Annotated in this window: 19 protein-coding genes; 3 read left to right on the top strand and 16 right to left on the bottom strand. The window is 75.2% G+C overall.

Annotated elements, in window-relative coordinates:
* The first annotated feature begins 83 nt into the window (after positions 1-83).
* On the top strand, positions 84-251 hold the full coding sequence (locus tag ACIPXM_RS15350) for a hypothetical protein (RefSeq protein ID WP_401655381.1): 168 nt from the start codon (positions 84-86) through the stop codon (positions 249-251).
* Between the two features lie 9 nt (positions 252-260).
* Positions 261-968: a GntR family transcriptional regulator gene (locus tag ACIPXM_RS15345; RefSeq protein WP_401655380.1), complete on the top strand. Its 708-nt coding sequence runs from the start codon at positions 261-263 to the stop codon at positions 966-968.
* Positions 969-1,136: 168 nt separating this feature from the next.
* On the opposite strand, the gene ACIPXM_RS15340 is transcribed toward ACIPXM_RS15345, so the two are convergent.
* Positions 1,137-2,555 carry a zinc ribbon domain-containing protein gene (locus ACIPXM_RS15340; RefSeq protein ID WP_401655379.1) on the bottom strand — a complete coding sequence of 473 codons (1,419 nt, stop codon included), beginning with the start codon at positions 2,553-2,555 and terminating at the stop codon, positions 1,137-1,139.
* Between the two features lie 67 nt (positions 2,556-2,622).
* Between ACIPXM_RS15340 and ACIPXM_RS15335 the strand changes: the two genes are divergently transcribed.
* On the top strand, positions 2,623-2,856 hold the full coding sequence (locus ACIPXM_RS15335) for a hypothetical protein (RefSeq protein WP_401655378.1): 234 nt from the start codon (positions 2,623-2,625) through the stop codon (positions 2,854-2,856).
* 45 nt (positions 2,857-2,901) lie between these two features.
* On the opposite strand, the gene ACIPXM_RS15330 is transcribed toward ACIPXM_RS15335, so the two are convergent.
* The 15 genes from ACIPXM_RS15330 to ACIPXM_RS15260 form a co-directional block, all read right to left on the bottom strand.
* On the bottom strand, positions 2,902-3,501 hold the full coding sequence (locus tag ACIPXM_RS15330; protein WP_401655377.1) for a phage tail protein: 600 nt from the start codon (positions 3,499-3,501) through the stop codon (positions 2,902-2,904).
* Complete coding sequence (locus ACIPXM_RS15325; RefSeq protein ID WP_401655376.1) at positions 3,498-5,468, bottom strand: putative baseplate assembly protein; 1,971 nt, start codon at positions 5,466-5,468, stop codon at positions 3,498-3,500. The genes ACIPXM_RS15330 and ACIPXM_RS15325 overlap by 4 nt, the downstream gene beginning before the upstream one ends.
* Positions 5,468-5,890, bottom strand: a complete 423-nt coding sequence (locus ACIPXM_RS15320; protein ID WP_401655374.1) for a GPW/gp25 family protein — start codon at positions 5,888-5,890, stop codon at positions 5,468-5,470. Before ACIPXM_RS15320 ends, ACIPXM_RS15325 begins: the two co-directional genes overlap by 1 nt.
* On the bottom strand, positions 5,890-6,207 hold the full coding sequence (locus ACIPXM_RS15315; RefSeq protein WP_401655373.1) for a PAAR domain-containing protein: 318 nt from the start codon (positions 6,205-6,207) through the stop codon (positions 5,890-5,892). The genes ACIPXM_RS15320 and ACIPXM_RS15315 overlap by 1 nt, the downstream gene beginning before the upstream one ends.
* Positions 6,208-6,277: 70 nt before the next feature.
* Positions 6,278-8,092 (bottom strand): VgrG-related protein, encoded by a 1,815-nt coding sequence (locus tag ACIPXM_RS15310; protein WP_401655372.1) that lies wholly within the window; start codon positions 8,090-8,092, stop codon positions 6,278-6,280.
* Positions 8,089-8,811, bottom strand: a complete 723-nt coding sequence (locus tag ACIPXM_RS15305) for a LysM peptidoglycan-binding domain-containing protein (protein WP_401655371.1) — start codon at positions 8,809-8,811, stop codon at positions 8,089-8,091. The genes ACIPXM_RS15310 and ACIPXM_RS15305 overlap by 4 nt, the downstream gene beginning before the upstream one ends.
* Positions 8,812-8,899: 88 nt before the next feature.
* Complete coding sequence (locus tag ACIPXM_RS15300; RefSeq protein ID WP_401655370.1) at positions 8,900-9,325, bottom strand: phage tail protein; 426 nt, start codon at positions 9,323-9,325, stop codon at positions 8,900-8,902.
* 68 nt (positions 9,326-9,393) lie between these two features.
* Positions 9,394-12,588: a hypothetical protein gene (locus tag ACIPXM_RS15295; protein ID WP_401655369.1), complete on the bottom strand. Its 3,195-nt coding sequence runs from the start codon at positions 12,586-12,588 to the stop codon at positions 9,394-9,396.
* A gap of 4 nt (positions 12,589-12,592) precedes the next feature.
* Positions 12,593-12,751 (bottom strand): DUF6760 family protein, encoded by a 159-nt coding sequence (locus ACIPXM_RS15290; RefSeq protein WP_401655368.1) that lies wholly within the window; start codon positions 12,749-12,751, stop codon positions 12,593-12,595.
* Positions 12,748-13,254 carry a hypothetical protein gene (locus ACIPXM_RS15285; RefSeq protein WP_401655367.1) on the bottom strand — a complete coding sequence of 169 codons (507 nt, stop codon included), beginning with the start codon at positions 13,252-13,254 and terminating at the stop codon, positions 12,748-12,750. The genes ACIPXM_RS15290 and ACIPXM_RS15285 overlap by 4 nt, the downstream gene beginning before the upstream one ends.
* Positions 13,251-13,691: a phage tail protein gene (locus ACIPXM_RS15280; protein ID WP_401655366.1), complete on the bottom strand. Its 441-nt coding sequence runs from the start codon at positions 13,689-13,691 to the stop codon at positions 13,251-13,253. Before ACIPXM_RS15280 ends, ACIPXM_RS15285 begins: the two co-directional genes overlap by 4 nt.
* Positions 13,692-13,823: 132 nt before the next feature.
* On the bottom strand, positions 13,824-15,377 hold the full coding sequence (locus tag ACIPXM_RS15275; protein ID WP_401655365.1) for a phage tail sheath family protein: 1,554 nt from the start codon (positions 15,375-15,377) through the stop codon (positions 13,824-13,826).
* Positions 15,378-15,605: 228 nt separating this feature from the next.
* Complete coding sequence (locus ACIPXM_RS15270) at positions 15,606-17,753, bottom strand: AAA family ATPase (protein WP_401655555.1); 2,148 nt, start codon at positions 17,751-17,753, stop codon at positions 15,606-15,608.
* A gap of 110 nt (positions 17,754-17,863) precedes the next feature.
* A complete protein-coding gene (locus ACIPXM_RS15265; protein WP_401655364.1) occupies positions 17,864-18,694 on the bottom strand; it encodes a DUF4255 domain-containing protein in 831 nt (276 codons plus the stop codon).
* On the bottom strand, positions 18,691-21,849 hold the full coding sequence (locus ACIPXM_RS15260; RefSeq protein WP_401655363.1) for a hypothetical protein: 3,159 nt from the start codon (positions 21,847-21,849) through the stop codon (positions 18,691-18,693). Before ACIPXM_RS15260 ends, ACIPXM_RS15265 begins: the two co-directional genes overlap by 4 nt.
* Between the last annotated feature and the right edge of the window lie 172 nt (positions 21,850-22,021).

Below are 22,021 nucleotides of genomic sequence, written 5' to 3'. Positions count from 1 at the left end.
GACCGGCCGAGGGGGCCGCAAGGTTCCGGACGTCATTCGTAACAGTGACCTGTGTTCATGTATATGACCCGGGTGGGGTCGGCGTGCCGAGGGCGACCGGCATCCCGGTCCTGTCCTTCCCGGCGGCGCGGATCGACCACCCGGCGCAGCCCGGGGGCGGCGGAGGCGAGTTCGGCGGCGGTGGGACCGGCCGGCCGCGCGGCGCGGTGGCGGCGGCCGGGGCCATCCCCGCCGTCGCCCGCTGCCCGTAGAGTGGGCGGGTGCCCCGAGAAGCCCGATACCGCGCGATAGCCCGCGAGCTGGCCGACCGCATCCGCTCCGGCGATCTGGCGCCCGGCTCCCGGCTGCCCACCGAACCCGAACTCGCCGAGCACTACGGCGTGCACCGGCTCACCGCCCGGCAGGCCATGGTCGAGCTGCGCACCGGCGGACTCGTCGAGACCCGCCACGGCAGCGGCAGTTACGTCCGGGCGCTGCGCCGCCGCTACGAGGTCTCGGTGGACCCGGAGACCCGGCTGCACCCGCCCGCCGTGATCGACGACATCGCCGCCCGGCTCAGCGGCGGCGAGGAGATCCGCTCCGCCGCGCTGCGCCAGGACCCGGTGGTGGCGGGGCGCCTCGGCCTGCCGGACGCCGAGGTGTTCGAGGTCGCCACGCTGCTGCGGATGGAGGGCGTGCCCTGCGTCGCCAGCCGGTACGCGCTGCCGCCGCGCCTCGCCGACCTCACCGTCGAGCCCACCGAGGGCGTGCTCGGCGCGCTGCGCCGCCTCGGGCTCGACCACCGCTACCGCAGCCACACCGTCTCCGCCGACCTCGCGGGCCCCGAGGACCAGGAGCTGCTGGGTAGCGAGCCGGGCGCGGCCGTGCTCGTACGCGAAGGGCTCCTCGTCGCCGACGAGGAGCCCCTGTGCCAGGTCGTCCGGCGCTGCCGGGGCGACCTGGTGGCCTTCACCACCCGCTACGAGTGACGGGCGGCGGCGGGTTCGGCGAGGCGCGCAGCGCACCGCGCTCGTCGTGGTTCCCGGCCGTGTGGACGACCTGGGCGCCGAGCTTCTCGGCTGCCGGTCGGACGGCCTCGTCGAGCAGCCGGTACGACTCCGCGTCACCGCTGTCGGTGCGGGGCCGTGGCCGGGAGATCAGCCGCGCTGGAAGAACTCCACCTCCGCCAGGGCCAGATGCCGCTTGCCCGAGAGACCGACGGGCGTGCCCAGCACGAAGCGGACCGAGGTGACGTCGCTGATCCCGGTCGGGAAGGTCTGCGGCCCCGCCTTGTCGGTCAGGTTCAGCGTCTGCCGCTTCACCTCGCCGTCCTTCGACGTGACCTCCATCTCGATCTTCAGCGCCCTGCCCTGGTTGGCGTAGCCCTCCGGCTCGGACGTCGGCCCGTTCGTCACGATCACGTCGACCATCCGGAACGGCTTCGCGAAGCGGTACGTCACCGACGCGCCCGCGCGCGGCGCGCCCCAGTAACGGTTGCTGAGCCCGTCGACGCTGGCCACGCCCGGATGCCCGGGTACCTCGGCGCTCGCCTGCGCACCGGTCGGGGTGACCGGCTTCGCCTTGCCCAGCTTGTCCCGGGTGTCCTCGATCAGCGCCCGCCCGGCGGGCAGCAGCAGGAACCCGCCCGCGCACAGCGCCAGGACGATCACCAGGACGGTCAGGAACCGGGTCAGCCGCCCGGACCCGCTGCGGGCCCGCCGCTTGCGGAACGGCCACACCGTCCGCCACCACGGCAGCTCCTCCGGCGCGGCCGTCCGCCGCAGCGGCGCCGCGCACTTGCGGCAGAAGTTCCGCTCGGGCGCGTTGGGCGTGCCGCACTTCGGGCACGGCGGCCCCTCCAGGTCCGCCGTCACCGGCACCTGCCGCACCACCGGCCGGGCGGCCACCGCCCGGCCCGGCAGCACCGGACCCGGCGAACCCTCCTCGGCCGGAGCGGGCACGGCGGCGGGCGCCGCCGGGGCCCGCCGGGGCGGCGGAGCGGTGGGGCGTACGGGGGCGGGCGCGGCCGGGGGAGCCGCCGGTGCCGGTGCCGACGGCTGGGCCTGGGCCTGGTGCTGCGGGCGGGGGCTCTCGACGATGTCGTCGTCGTCCGCCTGGCGGTCCGCGCCCCGGTCGGACCGGAAGTCGGCCATGGACGCGGGCGGCACGCCCGGCACACCGGGCACGGAGGGCAGGCGGGGCGGCGTCACCGACGGCAGATCGGGCATCAGCCCGAACCGCTGCGCGGTCTGCCGCAGCCACCCGGCGCCCTCGCGGGCCATCGCGGCGTTCTCGCTCTCGCCCTGGGAGTCGTCCTCCTGGGCCTGACGCCGCCGCCGCTCCTCCCGGTCACGGTCACGGTCCCGCTCACGGCTGGCCTCGTCGCGCTCGCGGCGGTCCTGCCGGTTGTCGTCCTGGTCGTCCTGGTCGTCGTGCCCGTCCGCGCCGTCGTCGGGCTTCGCGGCACCGGCGAGCGGGCGCGGGCCCGACGGTACGGGAGCGTGAGCGGGAGCGGCGGGCGGCGCCGGGGAGTGCGCCGGGCGCGGCGGGACGACGGGTGCGGCCGGGGGCTCCACCGGCGGCACCGGGTCCGCCACGGGCGCCGGAGCCGGAGCCGGAGCAGGAACGGGCGTGGGAGTGGGCGTGGGTGCCGGTTCCGGTGCCGGTTCCGGTGGGGGAGCCGGTGCGGCGGTGGGCGTCGGCGCGGGTACGGGTGTCGGCGCGGCGCTCGGCGCCGTACCGGCGGCTTCCGGCGCGGCGGCCGGTCCCGCCGGACCCGTGGGCGCGGTGGGCGCGGTGGGCGCGGCCGGACCCGACGGCGCGCGTCCGGCGCGTGCCGACTCCTCCGACCAGCCCAGGTACGAGCCGCAGTTGTGACAGAAATCGTCCGTGGGGGCGTTGGCCGCCCCGCACGCCGGACACTCACGCACGGTGTCCACCCTCCTCGCCGTCCGTCTCCGGTTCGGCCGCGTCCGCGGGCCGGCCCGGCAGTACCTCCACCCGGCACCTGGTGTGCACCGGACACAGCGTCCGCACCAACTGCCGCACCCGGTCAGGGTCCACCTCGGCGCTGCGCCCGGGCCAGACCCGTACCAGGATCTCCGCGGCCACCGGGGGCGGGGTCGCGCCGCCCGGGGTGGCGGACCAGGCGACGCCGCCGTCGCCCGACACGTCGGCGGAGACGCCGAGGACGAGCCGCAGCGCCTCGACCAGACCGCGCCGGGTGCCGCGCAGCCGGTGCAGCTCGACCGCCCGGGCCACCGCCTCGCGGCGCAGCTCCAGCGGCCAGCGCTCGTCGTCGACGCCGCCCACCCAGCCGGCCAGCCAGGACAGGAAGTCGACCGGGGCGAGCCGCGGGTCGAAGTAGCCCGCCAGGTTGTCCAGGGTCGCGAACACCGGCGCCAGGACGGTGTCGAGCCCGGACGTGAACCGCTGCGCGAAGTCGTCCTCGGCGTACAGGGCGGGCAGTTGCTCACCGATCGGGTAGCGGCTCGGCAGGCCGGGGACGGCGGCCCGGGTCATCCCTGGCCCTCCGCGTCCGTCGCCGTGACGACCACCTGGTGCTGGTAGGAGAAGACCAGCGCGCCGGGCCCGAGGTCGATCCGGTCGACGGGCGAGCCGCGCCGGCCGCTGATCGGATCGGCGGCGAACATCCGGATGTCCTCGATGAGGACGTCCCCGACGGCCCGCTGGAGCACGCCGAACAGCTCCCCGTACTGCACCGGCCGCCCGAACGGCCAGCCGGTGCCCTCCGGGCCGCCGTGCAGCGGGTTCAGGTGCCGGAACAGCGCGGCGAGCGCGGTGTCCCGGACCCGGTCGGCGTCCGCCGACGGGGCCGCGAGCCGGGCGACCACGGTGACGCCCTGGTACACCGGGGGTTCCACGACGAGGCGGGTGCCGATCAGGCGCCGCTCGTCGAGGGCCCGGGTGATCGAGGCGAGCATCTGGTCGGACGGGATCAACTGCTCGAAGCGGAGCCGGTCGTCGCCCTCGTCGGCGACGGCGTCCGGCACCACCAGGACGCGCACCGGGCCGCCGGGCGTGTCGTCGGCGGCCGGGAGGCAGCGCACCCGGCGCACCGAGGGCGCCGCCTGGCGGGCGATGATCTCGTGGTCCTCGGCGGTGACCGCGCGCTCCTGCATCCGCAGCGCCTCCGGCGCCCGCAGCTTCGCGTTCTCCAGGGTCTCCCCGGCCACGCCGCCGCGCGCCGCCTCCCGGTTGTCGACCCGGGCGATGTACGGCACCGAGCTGCGCAGCACCGAGATCGCGCCGCGCGCCACGTTGCCCGCCGGGCCGCCGCCGGTGCGGTAGCGGGACACCCGGATCTGGGCGCCCTTGGGCGGTACGGCGCCCCGCGCGCGCAGCGAGCCGTCCGGCTCGCGAAGCACCGGCGGGAAGCTGAACTCGCCGGTGGTGGCGTCGACCCGGACGTGCCGGTCCTCGGGCCCGGAGCGGCCGAAGTGCTCCACGACCTCCCAGCGCTGCCAGCCGTCCGGCGAGGACACCTCGACCACCGGCGGTTCGCCGTCGAGCAGCACCGGCGGGCGGCCGAGCGGGAAGCGCTGCCCCGCGACGCCCTCCGAGCTGCCGAGCGGCACGTCGGTGACCGTCTCGGCGTGCTCGACGGTCATCGTGCCGCCGACGGTGAACACCGCGGCCTCGCGGACCGTGGGGGACTCCGAGTAGAACGGCTGGCCCGGCTCCGCCTCGATCACCCGACAGCGCAGCCAGCCCGCCCGGGTGCCGCCGATCAGCGACGCCCGGTGCCCGGCGGGCACATGGACGATGACCTCACCCGGCCGGTTGAGACCGCCGGTGCTGTCGGAGCCGGTCTCGCAGCGCTGCCAGCGCCCGCCGTCCCACGCCTCCCACACCAGCGGGGGCTGCCGGGGGTCGACGCCGACGCCCTGCACCCGGCTGTCCAGGCGCACCGCGATCACGCAGCGCGGCACCGCGGTCGGCAGCCCGAAGAGCACCGCGTCGCCCGGCTCGGGCGCCCCCTGGAAGACCGGGATGTCCCGGCCCTCGGCCAGCTCGGCGGTCCGGTCGGTCTGGTCGCCGATCCGCGGCGCGGTCAGCATCCGGATCAACTCGCTCGGCACGATGTGGAGTTCGTCGGCGGTCGCGAAGACCACCGCGTCCTCCTCGCCCTCACCGGCTGCCGTGGTCACCTCGGTGCCCGCCGGCAGTGTCACCGTCTCCGGCTGGGGCGCCGACAGCCAGAAGTCCACCTCGGCGGAGGCCGCCGACGGCGGGAACAGCTGGATGCCCAACAGTTCGAGGAACGCCAGGTAGTTCTTGTCCGGCACCCGGTTGAGCCGGTACAGGAGCTGGTCCACCAGATAGGCGAACGTCTCGATCAGCGTGACACCCGGATCGGAGACGTTGTGGTCGGTCCACTCCGGGGCGCGCTGCTGCACATAGCGCTTCGCCTCGTCGACGAGCTGCTGGAACCGTCGGTCGTCCAGGTTGGGGGAGGGGAGGGCCATCAGTCCGCGACCATTTCCTCGGCCCCCTCCTCGGAGGGGATCGTGTAGAAGGGAAAGACCAGGTTGCGCCGGTCGTTGGTGATGCGCACCGTGTAGTGCACATCGATGTAGAGGGTGCCCGCGTCGACGGAGTCGAAGGCCACGATCACGTCGTCGACGATGATCCGCGGCTCCCACCGCTCCAGCGCGTCGCGCACCTGCTGCCCGACCCGCCCGGCGGTGTCGCCGTCGCCGGGGGCGAAGACGTACTCGTGGATGCCGCAGCCGAACTCGGGCCGCATCGGGCGCTCACCGGGGGCGGTGCCCAGGATCAGCCGGATCGCCTCCTCCAGCTCGCGCTCCCGCTCGACCATCGCGATGCCGCCGGTGGGCCCCACCCGCATCGGGAAGGCCCAGCCGCGGCCGATGAACCGCTCGCTCATCACACGCCCCCGATCAGCACGTTCATGGCACCCGTGAGGATCATCGCGCCGCACGTCGTCTGGTCCCTGGCCCGGGCCGCGGGCAGCCCGCCGATCAGCACCGTGCCGGTGGCGAGCGCCGCCGGATTGGGCATGATCACATTGCCCGGGCCGAGCGCCGCGTGCGGCGGCACCACGCACACGTGCAGGCTGCCGGTGACGGCGGCGGGCCGCCCGCCGATCAGCACCGTGACCACCGACCGCGCGGCGGCGGGCGGCGGCGTGCCGATCACACCGCCGTGGTTGGTGGGATCGCCCGTACGGGCAGCGGCTGGCATCTGGGACTCCTGGAGGTGGGTGCGGACGGGGGCGAGGGCTGCGGCCGGACGAAAGCCCTTGGGGCGGGCCTCAGTTGATCCTGATGAGGCGGGCCTTGAGGGTGGCGAGCAATCCGCCGTCGACCGTGACGTCCGCGGTACCGGCCACCTTCACCGTACGGCCGTCCACGTTCACCCCTGCGGTGCCGTTGATGTCCACCTGACGGCCCGACACCTTCACGGTGCCGCGCCCGGCGTCGAGCGTGATGCCCTGCCGGTCCATGATCAGCTGGCTCAGCGGACGGTTCTTCCCCGCGAACACGGTGACCTCGATCCGGTTCTTCCGGTCGTCCATCCGCACCTCCAGACGCTCGTCCCCGGTGACCAGCCGGATCCCCGAAGGACCCGGCGCGGGCGCGTCGAGCAGCTCGATCCGGTGCCCCGAACGCGACACCACCGAACGGCGGTTGACCTTGCCACTGGTCCGGTCGATCAGCGGCACGTCGTGCGGCGACGGCTGGTCGACCCCGTTGTAGAGCCCGCCGAGGACGTACGGGCTGTCGAGCAGCCCCTGCTCGAAGCCGACCAGCACCTCGTCGTTCACCTCGGGGCTCACCACCCCGCCGCCGCCCTTGCCGCCCCACTGCACCGTACGCACCCAGTCCGTCACGTACGTCTCGTCGAGCCACGGGAACTTCAGCCGCACCGCGCCCCGTTGGGACCCGTTCGGCTCCCGCACATCGGTCACCACACCGATCGCGAGACCGGGCATCCGGGGCCCGCGGCCCGGCGCGTTCGCCCCGGTCACCAGACCCGCGAGCGAACGGTCCGGACTGGAACTCACCCACACGGTGGTCCGGTAGCCGCCGTGCGGCTCCAGGACGTGCTGCACCGCCGTCGCCGTGTACCGGCCCGAGAACGCCTTGCCCACATTGCCGAGCGCCACCGGCTTGCCCGCCCGCAGCATCGGATTGCCCTCGGCGACCGCCTCCAGCTCACCGAAACCCGAACTGATCTGCGCCGCCGCCGCGTTCGCCACCGCCGCCGTCTCCGCCTGCGTCCGGTACGGGGTGTCCGCCACCGTCACCACCGGCGCGCCGAACACGGCCGCCGCCTGCGGCTTCAGCCCCGGCGTCACCGTGTCGCTGACCACCGACGGCTGCTCGGCGAGCAGCGGACGCTTGGTCGTCGTGTCCCAGCCCCGCACCCGCACCTTCGCCGCGCCGTCCGCCGCCGACAGCGCCGCCCGCAGCGCGATCAGATTCCGCCCGTACTCCAGGACCATCGGATTGCGGGTCGCCGACGTCGACGGCGCGGGCGCCCCCGACGCCTTGACCGGCTTGGTGAACTGCAGCACACCCTTGTCGTCGACCCGCACCTGCGCGCCGCTCTCGCCCGCCAGGTACTGCAGGAACTCCCAGTCGGACACGTTCGCCTGGGACAGCTGCTTGTACGTGACCGGCGCCGCCTCCACCTTGCCGACCGCGAGCCCGGCCCCCGCCGCGACCTTCCGCACGATGGCCGACGCCGTCATGTTCCGGAACGCCACCACCTTCCGGCCGCGCTGCAGCCGGTGCGCCTTCGAGTACGCCCGCACCACGGTGAACGAACCGGTACGGTCCCGGTCGATCTCCAGGGCGGTGACCTCGCCGTTGAACAGCCGCTCCCGCGCCTGCCCCTTCACCGTCACCACCGACACCTTCAGCGGGGTGCCGATGGTGATCCCGGTCGCCGTCAGGAACTCGTGGTCGGGGTCGCGGAACGTCAGCACCGCCGTGTCCGGCAGCCCCACGTTCTCGTCGACCACACAACTCACCAGCTGCGCGCCCCAGATGGGCGGCAGCTCACCCGGTGCCTCCACGATCGGATCGGCCGCGAAGGACCGCCCTCCGGTGTCCCCGCTCATCGCCCCTCCTCAGGCTCGGCGTCCGGCATCCCCGGCACCACCAGTTCGGTGCCCGGGACCAGCGCCATCGGGTCGTCGATCCCGTTGGCCTCCGCGATCGCCCGCCAGGCGGTCGCGTCCCCGTACTCGCGCCACGCGAGCATCGCGAGCGTGTCGCCCGCCACAACCCGGTGGGTGCTGCGGGCGGTGCGCGCGCCGGACGTCGGGTTCTGGCCCGGCGGATCGACGCTCGCCTCCTCGATCGACAGCTGGCAGGTCGCCCGCAGCGGTTTCCCGTCCACATCGAACAACGTGTACGACACCGAGAGGTTCGAAAGGACCCCGTCGAACGACGTCGTCCGCGCGTTGCCCCACTCGAACCGCACCCACGGGCTCGCGGGCTTCTTGCGCCCGAGGCTCGCCGGCGTCGGCACACACGCCTTCATCAGCTTCTCCACCGCCTGCTCCACCGAGTTGTCGTGGGTGGCGGTCGCGTCCAGGAACACTTCCAGGCTCAGCGTGCGCGGCCCGCTGCCGACGAATTCCGGCAGCGCCGACTGCCCGGCCATCCGGGACGGCGAACGCCGCCACTCGGTGGACTTGCTCAACTGCAGGTTCGACGGGTTGAACTGCAGATTGAGCTTGGCGAGCGTCCCGCCGGGCTTGGCACCGACGGAGGCGGGCGGCTCCTTGAGGGTGAGCTGCGCCCGTGCGCGGCTGGCGCGAGCCGATACGGCCATGCCGTGGACTCCCTTCCGAGAGTGAGGCGGGAACGAGGGTGGACGGAGGTGGGGCGGGAGGCGGCGGCCGGAGACGGCGGCCGGAGGGTCAGCTCGGGACCAGGCCCGCGTGGGCGATCTCCAGGGTCTCCACGGCCGCCGCCGAGTTGGCGGGGTCGAACGACGGGCCCTGCCAGCGCACCGGCACGATCCCGAACACCTGCCAGCTGATGATCCGGCTCAGGTCCGGCCGCAGCGCCACGATCTCGCCGTCCTTCGGCTCCACCCGGCGCAGCGTCTCGTCGAGCCAGCGCCCGATCTTCGCCGTGTCGGCGGTCACCGGCCGGGTCAGCGTGATGTTCGACCAGGTCACCCGGCCCGGCAGCTGCCAGGTGAAGCCGTTGTTCCCGCCCTCGGCGTACGTCTCCATCTCGACCTCGGCGCCCATCCCGGAACAGGTGTGGAAGGCGCCCAGGTCGTTGCCGCCGATGGCGAGCCGGAAGAACACGCTGGTGGCGAAGATGTTGTCGGTCATCGGTCGGTGGTCCGTTTCTTGTGCGTCCGGGTGCGCGGCGGGCTTGGCTTGCTCGGCGTGCGCACGGTTCAGCGGCGTCCGTCGAAGGGGCGGCCCGCGCGTTCCCGCCCGCGCCGCAGATCCGCCCGCAGCAGCCGCGCCACGGGGTCGATCAGCTTGCGGGCCAGCTCGTCCAGGTCGGAGTCGTCGGGCTTCGGATGCCCCGCACCCCGCTCCCGGTCCTGCTTGCCCGCGCCGCTCTTCCCGGTGGTCGTGGTGGTCGTGGTGGTCGTGCTGGTCGGGAGCGGCGCCGCGCGCTGGACGGGCGCGGGCCCGGCCGGACCGGGACTGCCCGGCGCGGACCCCGGGGCCCGCCCGGCGGCCGGCGTGGGCGCGGCGCCGGGCACCGGACCGGACGGCAGTCCCGGCGCCACCGACCGCGGCTGCACCACGGGCACCGGCTGCCCGGCGGGCCTGGCCCCCGGCAGCGACGGCAGCGCGGGCCGCGGCCCGGCCGGAGCAGGCTGCACCACCAGCGGAGCCGCCTGCGGCCCGGCCATGGGCAGCGGAGCGGGCCCGCGCCGGACGCCCGGCGCGGACGGCGCGTGCGACGAGCCCGACGGCGGTACGGGGGTGACGGCGGCCCGGCGCTGGACGGCGGGCGCGCCGGGGGAGGCGAAGGACGGGCGGGCGGCGGGCGCACTCGGCTTCCCCGGCGTCCCCGGAGTGCCCTGGTCGTGGGCCCAGCGCGCCGGGACCACCGGACGCGCCGCCGGACGCGGGGCGGTGGCCGCCGGAAGATCCGGGGCGACGGAGTCCGCGCCGAGGCTCGACGGCAGCGGCCGCTGGGAGAGCAGCTGGATCGAACGGCCGGTGGTCGTGGTGACGGGCGGGACGGTCGCAGGGCCGGAGACCGGTCCGGCCGCCGGGCCTCCGGGGGTGTCGACCCGCCGGGCGACGACCAGCGGCACCGGTCCTGCGGCGGCCGGGGCCTGCGCCTTCGCCGCCGTCGTCGCCTTCGCCGCGGGGGCGGGCCGGGCGGCCGGGCCCGGGCTGAGCAGCGGGGCCTGAGGGGACGGGGACTGACGCGCCGGGGCCTGAGGCGCCGGGGTCTGGCGGGACGGCGCCCGCTGGACGTCGTACGGGCGGGTCGCTGGCGTCGCGCTCGCCGGCATCGAGGTCATGGGCGCCCCGAGCCCGGTCCGCCCCCGGGGCCGTCGCTGCACCGAGGAGGGCGCGGCGGAGGGCGCGGGCGTCGTCGGGCCGCTCGGGGTGGTGTCCGACGGGCCCTTGAGCACCGGCAGGGCGGGCGAGGGGGTGGCCGGGGCCGCCGGAGCGGCATCGGCCGCACCGGGACCCGGCTCCGTGGCGCGCTGCAACGAGGGCAGCGCGGGTCCGCTCGATCCGCCGGTCAACGGTCGTGCGGTGGAAGGCAGTTCGGTGAGCGGCGCACCCAGGCCCTGCTGTGCGGGCCGGGTCCTGGCGGCCGGACGCTCGGCCGCCGGAGCGGGAGCGGACGGAGCGGCAGCGGACGGGGACGCGTCGGACTGCCGCTGGAGTACGGGCAGCGCCGGTCCTGCCGAGGCCGGGGCGGCCGGAGCCGTCGCCGGGTCCGCCGACGGGCGGGCGGCCAGGCGCTGTTCGCCCGTGGTCGTGCCGAGCGGCGCCCGGACCTCCGCGCGCTGCACGGCGGTCCCGGTTGCGGCGGAGGACGCCGTCGCGGCGACCGGGGGCGTGGCCGACCGGGGCACGACAGGCACCCGGCGCCGGGCCACCGGAGTGGTCACCCGGGCAACGGTCAGACGGGCGCCCACCGTTCGCGGTCGCACCACGGCACGGGCGGTGTCGGCAGGGGCGGTGCCGGTACGGGGCTCCGCCGGAGCCTGGCCGGTCGCGGCACGCTGGACGTGCGGAGCGGCGGTCGGGGCCGGAGCGGACGGCCGGGCGGGCCGGGCGGGTGATGAGGAGCGCGGCGCGGCCACCGGGGCGGCGCCCGCCGCCCGTACCTCGGGAACCGCCGCGATCCGGCGCACCACCGGAAGCTCCGGGGCACGCACCGGCGCGGCGCCGCTCGACGGCACGGCAGCACGCTGAACGCTCTCGGCGGGCGTGCCGAGCACCGTGGGGGAGCCGGGGGAGACGAGTCCGCGGCTGGCGGGCGCCGGGGCCTGGGCGGCGCGCTGCACCGGAGCGGCTGCGGCGGCGGCCTGACCGCCCGTACCGGACGCGCCCGTGCGCGAACCGCTCGTACGGGAGCCGCTCGTACCGGAGACGCCCGCACCGGAGCCGTCAGGTCGCGAACTGCCCGTGCCAGACGTGCTGTTGGCGGATCCAGGGCTCGATGCCCGGGGGCGCTGGACGGCGGGGCCGTCCGTACCGGACACCGGTCGGGGTGCCGCCGACGCGGCCGGAGCGCCCCGCGAGGCTCCGGAGTCCTGGGAGGCACCCGGGCGTTCGGTGTCGCGCGGGGCACGCTGGACGGCGGGACCGTCCGCACGGGACGCCCGCTGCTGCCTCTTCCCCTGGGTCTTCTCCTGCCGGGCCTCCGGCTTCGGGCTCTCGGCCCGGGCCCGGCGCCGCACGGCGGGAGCCGGGGGAACCGGGGCGGCTGCCCCGGCGCCGTCGGACGCGGTGGCACGTGCCACGACAGGACCGACCGGTCCCGGCCCGCCGCGCCCCGGCCGTACGGCATCCGGCGAGACCACCGGGGCACCCGAAACGGCGGTCGGAGTCGAAGAGTTGGAGGTATCCGGCGTGGGTGCCGGGCCGGATCCGAGGGTGCCGGTGGTCCGCGTGCCCGGCTTGGCCGTCGCGCGCTGCACCGGTGCCCGGCCGGCCGGGACGACCGTGGTGGTGGTCCGCTCCGGCTCGGGCTCCGGCTCCGGTCCCTGCGGGCGGATCGCGCGGAGCAGCAGCGGGCCGCCGCCGCCCGTCGTGGGGCGGGCGGCCGGGGGCCTGGCCACGCCCTGGATCACCCCGGACGGGGCCGTGGGCAGCACGGAGTGGGCGAGGCCCTTGTCGAACGAGGGGTCCTGCCAGGAGGCGAGCCCGGCCCGGAAGGTGAGGCCGTCGCTCACGCCGAGCGGCGCGCGCGACACGGTGAGCGTCGGCGGGGTCGTCGCCCGCCAGCCGCCGTCCCAGTCCCCGGGCACGCCGGAGCGCGCCCCGGCGTCCGGCGCGGGGGCCGTGCCGGAGGTCGCCGCGGCGCCCGAGTCCGCCCGTGGGGCGGGCCCGGCCGCCGGTCCGGCGGCCCGCCGACGCAGGCGCCAGTCCCGCCATGCCATGTAGCTAACCGCCTTCGTTCACACGGGTGTTGATACGAGCTATCTCCGCGACCCACTCCTGGCGTTCGCGGTGCGGCAGGTCGAGGATCTCCTCACGCTGCCAGTGGAAGTGGTAGGCGATGTACGCGATCTCCTCCCGCAGCCGGGGGAGTGCGTACGTCACGATTCCCCCAGGCGCCCACCGGAGAGGTCGACCTCGAAGCCGCCCTCGCAGTGCGGGCAGGTGACCGCGGCCCGGGTGTGGCCCTCGCTGTTGACCCGCCGGTAGAAGTCCTGGAGGAACGCCACGTCCGTGGCGTACATCCGCTCCACGATCCCCGCGTGCACGTCGCTGATCGTGCCGAGCCGGGTGATCACCTGGCTGAGCAGGACCACGCTCAGGTACGCGGGGTTCTCCTTGACCCGCAGGTCGATCTGCGGGCGCAGCTCGTCGCGCGCGGTGGCCAGGCGCATCGAGCCGTGCCGGTGCACGGTGCCCGCCTCGTCCACGTACCCGCGCGGCAGCTCGAACTCGAACTCGGTGCGCAGTCCGTGGTCCGCGCGCGGCGCCGCGCTGGGCGGCGCCGCCACGGGCGCGGGCTGTTCGAACCCCGCCGCGGCCTGGGCGGGCGCGGTCGCCTGGAGAATCTCGTCCAGGTTGCCCGCCGTGACCGTACGACGCCTCATTCGACGACGATCTCCTCGAACACGATGGTGACGCTCTCGGTGGCCGCGGACGACTCACCGGCCTTGAGCGAGGGACCCTCCCACTTGGACGCCCAGCCCTGCATCAGCTGGATGCGGCGGACGGTGGCGCCGGTGGTGTCCTTGATCTCGATGGTCAGGTTCTGCCGAGCGGTGTCGACGGCCCCGTTGTTCAGGGTCTCCTTGATCCACTTGGTGAACTCGCTGCTCTTGTCGAGACCGCGGGTGATGGTGATCTCGCCGGCCTGGCGGGCGCCGGGCTGCTTGCGGATGATCTGCTTGCCGTCCGCGCTCACCTGGCGGACCTCGACGACCTCTTCCTCGACGGTCAGCCCGCTGATCTCCTGGATCGACTCGACCAGGTATCCGCCCAGCTGGACGCCGAAGATATGAGTGGAAAGAGCATCGCCCTCTGCCATGACTCCCTAACCTTTCCGTGTTCCGGGGCGGATCCGTCGGACCCGCCCCGGCCTGTTCCTGCTCGTCACGTGCGATGACTGCTGCCGCAGCCCGGTCCGCCCGGCGGTCCGTCCACCGGGCGGTTCGTCGGCCTACTCGTCGACGAGGCTGGTGCTGTCCGAGAACTGCGCGAGCCGGAACACCACGAACTCGGCGGGCTTCACGGGCGCCACACCGATCTCGCAGACCACCCGGCCCTGGTCGATCGACTCCTGCGGGTTGTTGTCCCGGTCGCACTTGACGTAGAACGCCTCGGCCGCCGTGCGGCCGAACAGCGCGCCACGGCGCCACTCCTCGGTGAGGAAGGCGGTGACGTTGCGCCGGATGCTGGACCAGAGCCGGTCGTCGTTCGGCTCGAACACCACCCACTGGGTGCCCAGGAGGATCGACTCCTCCAGGTAGTTGAACAGGCGGCGCACGTTCAGGTAGCGCCAGGCCGGGTCGGACGACAGGGTGCGGGCACCCCAGATCCGGATGCCGCGGCCCGGGAACGCGCGCACGCAGTTCACGCCGATCGGGTTGAGCAGGTCCTGCTCGCCCTTGCTGAGACGCAGCTCCAGGTCGACCGCGCCGCGGATGACCTCGTTGGCGGGCGCCTTGTGGACACCGCGCTCGGCGTCGCTGCGCGCCCACACACCGGCGATGTGACCGCTCGGCGGGACCGTGGTGTTGTGGCCCGCGGCCGGGTCGAAGACCCGCACCCACGGGTAGTAGAGGGTGGCGAAGCGGGAGTCGTAGCCCGCCTCGTCCTGCCGCCAGCGGCGCACCTGCTGGGCGTTGAGGCCCGGCGGGGTGTCGAGGACGGCGACCCGGTCGCCCATCTGCTCACAGTGCGAGATGACCGCGAGCTGCACGGTGCGGACGCCCTCTTCGTCGATGGCGCCGCGCTCGTAGGCGCTCATCAGGTCGGGGACCGCGACCATGGTGATCTCGTCGATGGTCTCCAGACCGGCGAAACCGGTACGGGCGCCGGCGTCGCCGACGTACTCCGCCGGGTCGACCCGGGCCACGTCCGACTGCCCGCCCGGGACGGCCGGGGCCGCGGCGTCGGGCAGCGCGACCGTCTGGCTCTCCGGCCGGGTCTGGGTGGCGTCCCGGCGCTCGGAGACCTGGATCAGCTTCGAGGCCCGGGTCTGGGTGACGAAGTAGCCCTTGACGCTCTTGCGGGTCGAGACCTCGAAGGTCTCCGCGACCTGGTCGCCGCGGCGCACCAGGACCTTGAAGCGGTCCTCGGGCGTGTTGTCGCCGTCCGCGTCGGCGATCTCGACCGAGACGCCGCTGACGCCCGGCTTGGCCGCGATCAGGAAGCCGCCGAGCTCGACCGGCTGGGCCGCGATGGCCTGCGGGCCGCCGCCCTGGGCGGCGGAGCCGCCGCTCGCCGCGGACTCGCCGACGCGCACGATGTACGCGGCGCCGCCGCCGTTGGAGAAGTAGCCGTAGACGGCGTGCGGGAGGTAGGTGCCCTCCGCGAACCCGCCGAAGGTCTGGGTGTACTGGTCCCAGCTGGTGACCAGGGTCGGCTCGTGGAACGGGCCGCCACTGGCGAAGCCCACGAACGCGGCGACGGCGGTGCCGACTCCTTCGATCGGACGAGCACCGGACTGCACCTCCTCCACGTACACGCCCGGGGTGAGGTACGTCGGCATGCTCGCTCCTTCGTTCTGTCACTTCAAGAGAGGGATGACCCCGTCCGGCGGTCCTTCCGGCCGCGGACCTGTGAGGTCCGGACCTTTCGGCGGTGGCCGTGATCAGGGTCGTCCCAGCCTTTCCGGCGGGCCGCCGCGGACGGAAGGTGCGTACGGACCTGGGCGGGGGCAGCGGGACTGCCCTCCGGGGACTCAGGTCCGTACGAGGACTCAGGTCCGTACGAGGGCTCAGGGCCGTACGACCTCGGCGAACCACGGTCCGAACTCGCCCGGCAGGATCAGCCGGCCGAGCTTGCGGTACTCCTGCGCGACGGCCGTCATCAGCTGGAGCATGGTCAGCGCGCCGCCCGCCGCGGCCGCCGCGTAGGCCGCCGACACCGCGCAGGCGCGGATGTTGCCGCCCGCGAGCTCGAACCGGTCCGCGCAGAAGCCGAGGTCGAGATCGGCCGCGCGGGGCAGCCGGGGGCCAAGACAGCGGTCCCACAGGGCAAGCCGCTGGGTGGCGTCGGGCACCGGGAAGTCCGCGATGACATCGATGCGGCGGGTGAACGCCTCGTCCAGATTGGCCCGCAGATTGGTCGTCAGGACCGCGATGCCGTCGAACGACTCCATCCGCTGGAGCAGATACGCCGATTCCACGTTGGCGTGCTTGTCCCGGGCGTCCTTCACCTCCGACCGCTTGCCGAAGATGGCGTCGGCCTCGTCGAACAGCAGCACCGCGTTGACCGACGACGCCTCGGTGAAGATCCGTTCCAGGTTCTTCTCCGTCTCGCCGACGTACTTGTCGACGACCGTGGACAGGTCCACGACGTACAGGTCCATGCCCAGATCGGCCGCGACCACCTCGGCGGACATCGTCTTGCCGGTGCCGGACGACCCCGCGAACAGCGCGATCACCCCGCGCCCGCGTCCGCCGCCCGGCCGCATCCCCCACTGCCCGAGCACCTGGTCGCGGTGCCGGGCGCGGACCGCCAGCTCGCGCAGCTGCCGGTGCGTCGGCGCGGGCAGCACCAGATCGTCCCAGCCGACCGCGGGCTCCACCCGGCGGGCGAGCCGGGCGAGCCCGGCCCCGCTCTGGCCGCGCACGGCGGCGCGCAGGTCGTCCGGCGACACCGGGCGGCCGTCGAGCGCCGCCGCCCGCACGGCGGTGCCCGCCGCGCGCCGCAACTGCCCCGCGTCGAGCCGGTGCGCGGCCACCGACAGCGCCAACGCATCGACGTCCGGGGCGTCTTCGCCGCCCTGACCCGGTGCGCCGCCCGGTCCGGCCGCCGGTCCGGACAGCGCCGTCCCGGTCACCTCCGGTGCGGTGGTGGCCAGTTCCGTCATCGCCCGCTCCAGGGCGTGCCGCCAGCGCGCCGCGTGCCGGTCGGGCGCGGGCGCCGCCGCGGCGAGCGTCACCGGGGTGTCGGCGGCCCAGGCGGGTTCCCAGCCGCCCGTCCCGTACGTCAGGAGCGGTACGCCACGCAGCGCCGCACACACCGTGCGGAGCAGCCGGTCCCGTACCCCCGGCTGGTCGGGCAGTGCTTCGACGGGGCCGAGCAGCACGCCCGCGCCGCTCAGCCGGGCCTCCCGGGCGGCCGTCCTGGCGAGCCCGGCCACCGCCCGCTCGTCCTGGCCGAGCGCGCCCGCGTCCAGCGGCAGCGCCCGCAGCCCGGCGGCGTCGAGGGCCGCCGCGCCGAGGCCGGCCGCGTCACCGCCCCTGGCCCGCAGATGGACGTGCCCGGTCCCGGTGCGCAGCGCGGCGGCGGCCCGGTCCCGTTCGGCCGGATCGACCGCCGGGTCCCGCACGGCCAGGCCGAGCACCTCGGCGAGCCGCGGATCGGGCGCGTCCTGGCCGAGCAGGTGGGCGATGACCCGGTCGGGCACCGCGAGCACCCGCGACAGCGGCGGCCGGTCCGGCTCGGTGACCTCGATCAGACCGCCCGCCACCAGCGGTGCGCCGGGGGAGAGACGGAACCGCGCCGAGGGGATCCCGGCGCGGCCGACGAGTTCGAGGGCGAGGCCCACGGTGGGTCTGCGCCGGGTCAGATCGTCGTTGAGATAGCCGTAGAGCCGTTCGAACCGGCCGTCCAGGTCCGGCGCGAGCGCCACCAGGAGCAGATCCAGGTCCAGCGGCGCGAGCCCGAAGCGGGCGGCGAGCACCGCCGAGGGCGAGCCCGGCGGCGGCGTCGCCGGGGCCAGCGCGGGCAGCGCCGGGTCGTACGGCGGATCGAGCACCCGCTCGACCGCCTCGGGCGTCAGATACTGCCCCCGGTAGGGGTCGTCCGGGTCGGGGTCGACCGCCCGGCGCACCGCCACGGCCTGCCGCACCCGCTCCTCGACGACCCGCAGCCGGTCCCACAGGAACCGGGCCGCCGTCCCGTCGTCGGGGGCGATGCCGCGCTCCGAGGCAGTGTCGGCGGGGTCGGCGGAGTCCTGCGGTACGGGCCCGGCCGGTCGGGCGGCCGGGGTCCGCCGCGCCTTCGGCGCGGTCGGGGTGGTGCTGGTCACGGCTGTCGTCCTCCTCGTCGGCGGCGCGCCGGAGCGGGGCGCCGCTCCCGGGGCGAGCCGAAGCCCTCACCCGGTGCCGGCTGGCTCACCTCGGTGTACCGCAGCCGCCGCCGCTCCTCGCCGTCGCCGTCCGTGCCGGTGCCGCCGTCGGTGCCACTGTCGGTGCCGGGTGCGTCCGGGGCGGACCCGGACCCGTCCCCGTACCCCTGGCCGTCCTCGCCGGGGCCGTACCCGGCGAGCGTGCCGGGCTCCGGACGCACGCCCGGGGTGGAGCGGATGAGCAGGCCCTCGGTGACCGGCCGCGCCGCCTCGGTGGCGACACCGGCCAGCGGCGCGTGCACCCGCAGACCGATCGACGGGCGGAGTTCGCCGCCGAGGCCCGACCAGACGTCGGAGGCGGCGGGCGCGTCCGCGCCCGTGCCGCCGACGTCGACCGGAAGCAGCAGCCCGAGTTCGGCCAGCGTCCCGGTCAGCAGGTGCGGCGGCAGCGAGTCGTACCCCACCAGGGTGGCGAGCACCTGGGAGAGCAGCCGGTGCTCGTCCTGCGGGCGGCCCGCCCACGCGGTGACCAGATAGGTGAGCTCGAACCAGCGGGGCGGGGTGCGGCGGGCGACGACGAAGCCGTCGGCGTCGTACACCTCGCCGCCGCCGCTGCCCCGCCGGGTGTGGTCCTCGCGCAGGTCGTACAGGAACACGCAGACCGTCGGCGCGCTGCGCCGGGCCGCCCAGTCCCGGGTCGGGGCGTCGAAGACCACCTCGACGCCCGACGCCTCGAGACCGGACTCCACGAGCAACGCCCGTATTCCCTCGTCGACTTCATGGATCATCGGCGGGTCACCACGTCCGGCGGCTGGATGGTGCCGGTCACCACGAGGAAGTCGGTCTTCACCGGCGAGAAGCCGGGACCGCTCGCCGTGATGGTGCGCGGGCCCGTCTGGTCCTTGGCGAGGATGAGCAGCTGCCCGATGAACGTGCCGTTCGCGCGCGGCACGGTCGGCGCGGCCGCGGCGGTGATGCCGGGCTGCCAGGTGAAGCGCACCGGCGCACCGGGCGGGAAGTCCTTGCCGCGCACCGAGGTGACGAAGCCGGGCTTGCCGATCGGCGGCACCGCGACGATCCGCGGCTGGAGGATCCGGATGCGCTGCCGCGCGGTGTTGTCGCGCGGGTCGGCGTCGGTGCCGGTGGTGGTCAGCCGGCCGGTGACCTGGCCGGTGAGCGCCCGGTCGGGCCGCAGGATCACCTGGACGACGGCCCGGCCGCCGGGCCGCAGATCGGGCAGCGCGCAGTCGAACGAGGCGTCACAGCCGGGCGGCGGCCCGTCGTGCGGCACGCCCTTCGGCAGGCCGATGCGCAGCCGCAGTCCGGTGGCGAGCGCGTCACGACCGTTGCGGACGGTGTACGTGACGACGACGCGCCCGCCCACGTAACCCGGGTTGGGCTGGGCCGTGACCCGCAGGCCGGGGCCCGCGAGCGGGGCGGGCGGCGGGGGCGGCGGGCTGGTCGGCGGCTGGATCGTCGGGCTCGGGCTCGGCGTGGTCGGCGTCGGTGTCGGCGTGGACGGGCTGGGCGTCGGCTCCGGCGCCTCGCGCACCGGCACCACGGTGCGGCCGGTGTTGTCGGTCGGGTTCGGGTCGAGCACGGCACCCGTCACGGTCCAGTCCACCGGCTGGTCGCCGGGGACGAGGCCGGTGAGGGTGACGTCCACCGGCACCCGGGCGCCGGGCGGCACCACGCCGAGGACGCAGGTCAGGGTCGCCGGGTCGCAGGTCGCGCCGGGCGCGCTGATCCCGGTGACGGTCAGGCCGGCCGGCGGCGCGACGGTCAGCCGGGTGCCGGGCGAGGCCGCCGGGCCGCGGTTGACCACGTCGACCCGGACGGTGCCCGGGGTGCCGACGGTGAACTGCGGGACGGTGGCGGGTGCTTCGACCGCCAGGTCCACGGACTGCTGGAGCGTGGGCTCCTTGTGACGGCCCGGCAGATGGACGGTCAGGTCGCTGGTCGCGCCGTTGGCCAGATCCACCCGCTTGAGCTTCTCCGGGGTGTTGACCGCCCGCGACATCCGGACGCTGACCACCAGACCCTTGCCGTCGGGCAGCCAGGCGGCGTCGCGCGGCTGGAACGGGCCGGGGTTCTCCATCATGTCGCGCTGGCAGACCGCCGCGTCGTCCGGCGCGTCGTCGGGCACGAGCACCCGGCAGCCGCTGCCGTCGAGGGAGGTGACCAGCAGGGCGTTGCGCTCGTCGATCCGGCCGCCGCCGCCCTTGCGGTTCAGCGCGATGGTGGTGCCGTCGGGCGAGAAGGCCGGGCTGTCGTCGATGACGTCACAGGCGCCGGGGCAGATCTTCGAGCTCAGGTCCCGCTGCTCGCCGAGCCGGTCCACCGGCACGGTCCACACGTGCTTGTTGGCGCCGTTGCCGTTGATCACCAGATTGCGGGTGAACGCCAGTGTCGTACCGTCGGACGACCAGGTCGGCTGGGCGTCGCCGCCCACCGGCTGCCCGGCCGGCGGCACGACCTCGCCCTTGATGGCACCGGTCGCCACGTCCGCGATCAGGATCCGGCTGGGGCCCGCGGTCCCGTTGGTCCCGCCGGGCGAGATCCGGGTGAAGGCCAGCGTCTTCCCGTCCGGGGAGAACGTCGGGTCGGTGTCCCAGTCCCGCGGCCCGCGCCCGGCGAGCGGCAGCGCCGCCTCGTTGGTGCCGTCGGCGTCGGCCATCCAGATCCGCATGATCCGCTGGTTCGGCTCGCCCTCGAAGCGGGTCAGCACGATCCGGCGGCCGTCGGGGGTGTAGTTCTGCCGCTCGGTCCACGGGTCGAACCCGGCGGCGGGCTGGAACAGCGGGTCCTTCGCCGGGTCCGTGTTGGTGTCGGCCGCCGGGTCCTCGTTCAGGATCTTCAGATGCAGATCGCGCGGGTCGGTGCCGTCCATCCGCACGTCCTGGAGGGTGACCTCGTTCGGGGTCGCCCCGGTGATCCGCTCGACGACCGTGCTGCCGCCCTCGCGCGGACCCAGCCAGGTGACCTCGCTGATCTCCCGGTTCTCGCTGAGCACCACCGTCGGCACGGCGTCGGAGTGCGCGTCCACCCGGAACACGTGCTGCCAGTCGCCCTCGCAGTTGCACGTGCGGTCCGGGCTGAGGAACAGCACCCCGTCCCCGTCGGGCAGCCACGCTGCCCCGTGGGTCCGCCACTGCGCCTGGGCGCCCGAGAGCAGCTGGCCCCGGTTGACCCCGTCGGTCCACTTCAGCCGCGGACCTTCGGGGCCGGTCGCCGTGTACGCGATGACATCACGGTTCTCGGCGTCGTCCACCGGGTTCCACACCGGCTCCGACGCCGGGCCCTGGGCGGGATCGCTCACCAGGGTGGCCGTACCGCCGCCCATCGCCCGTACGTACACCTGCCGGCCGGCCGCCGCGTCGGCGTCGCTGACGTACGCGATCCGGCCACCCTCCGGCGACACCGTCGGGTGCACCTCGTTCGCGGGGGTGTCGGTCAGCCGGGTGAGTCCGGCGCCGTCGGTGCCGACCCGCCAGATGTCCCGCTGCTTGCCGTCGGGACCGGGCGCGTCGAACAGCACCGAACGGCCGTCCGGCGTCAGCCGGGGGTTCGCCGCGTCGAGACCGCTGGTCAGCCGGTGCACGGCCGAGTCGGCGGTGCGCAGATAGATCTGCGGGTACTTCTCGTCCCGGCGACTGGCGAACACCAACTGATCGCCCAGCGCGGCGGGTTGCACATCCATGTGCGTCGCACCGGCGCCGAAGAACGGCGCGCTGGTGGTGTCCGAGGTGACGGTGCCGAGACTGCGGTGCCGGGTCCCGGCGAACGCGATCCTGGCGTCGGCCGTCGCGGCGGCCAGCGGGCCCGCCTCGGCCACGTCAGGGGCGGAGGCCGCCGTCACCGCGAGGAACGGGACCAACAGCAGCAGAGGCGCCGCGACCCTTCCCCAGCGGTACCGCAGGCCACCGGAGCCACCCGTGCTCATCAGGGTCCACCTCACAGTCAGGCGCGTGTCAGTGCGTTCGGTCCACGTACAACCCGGCCACCCTGCCGCTCCGCGGCCCCGCCGGACAGGTCCCGGCGGCCGCACCCGGGGGAAACACCGGCTGCGCTTTCGGGCAGCCGGCGCCGCCGGGAGGCGGGCCGGGTCCGCCTCC

It is taken from the genome of Streptomyces sp. NPDC090025, assembly GCF_044748125.1.
Classification (GTDB): Bacteria; Actinomycetota; Actinomycetes; order Streptomycetales; family Streptomycetaceae; genus Streptomyces.
Note: the sequence above shows the minus strand (reverse complement) of the source record. Positions and strands in the feature narration are given on the sequence as shown.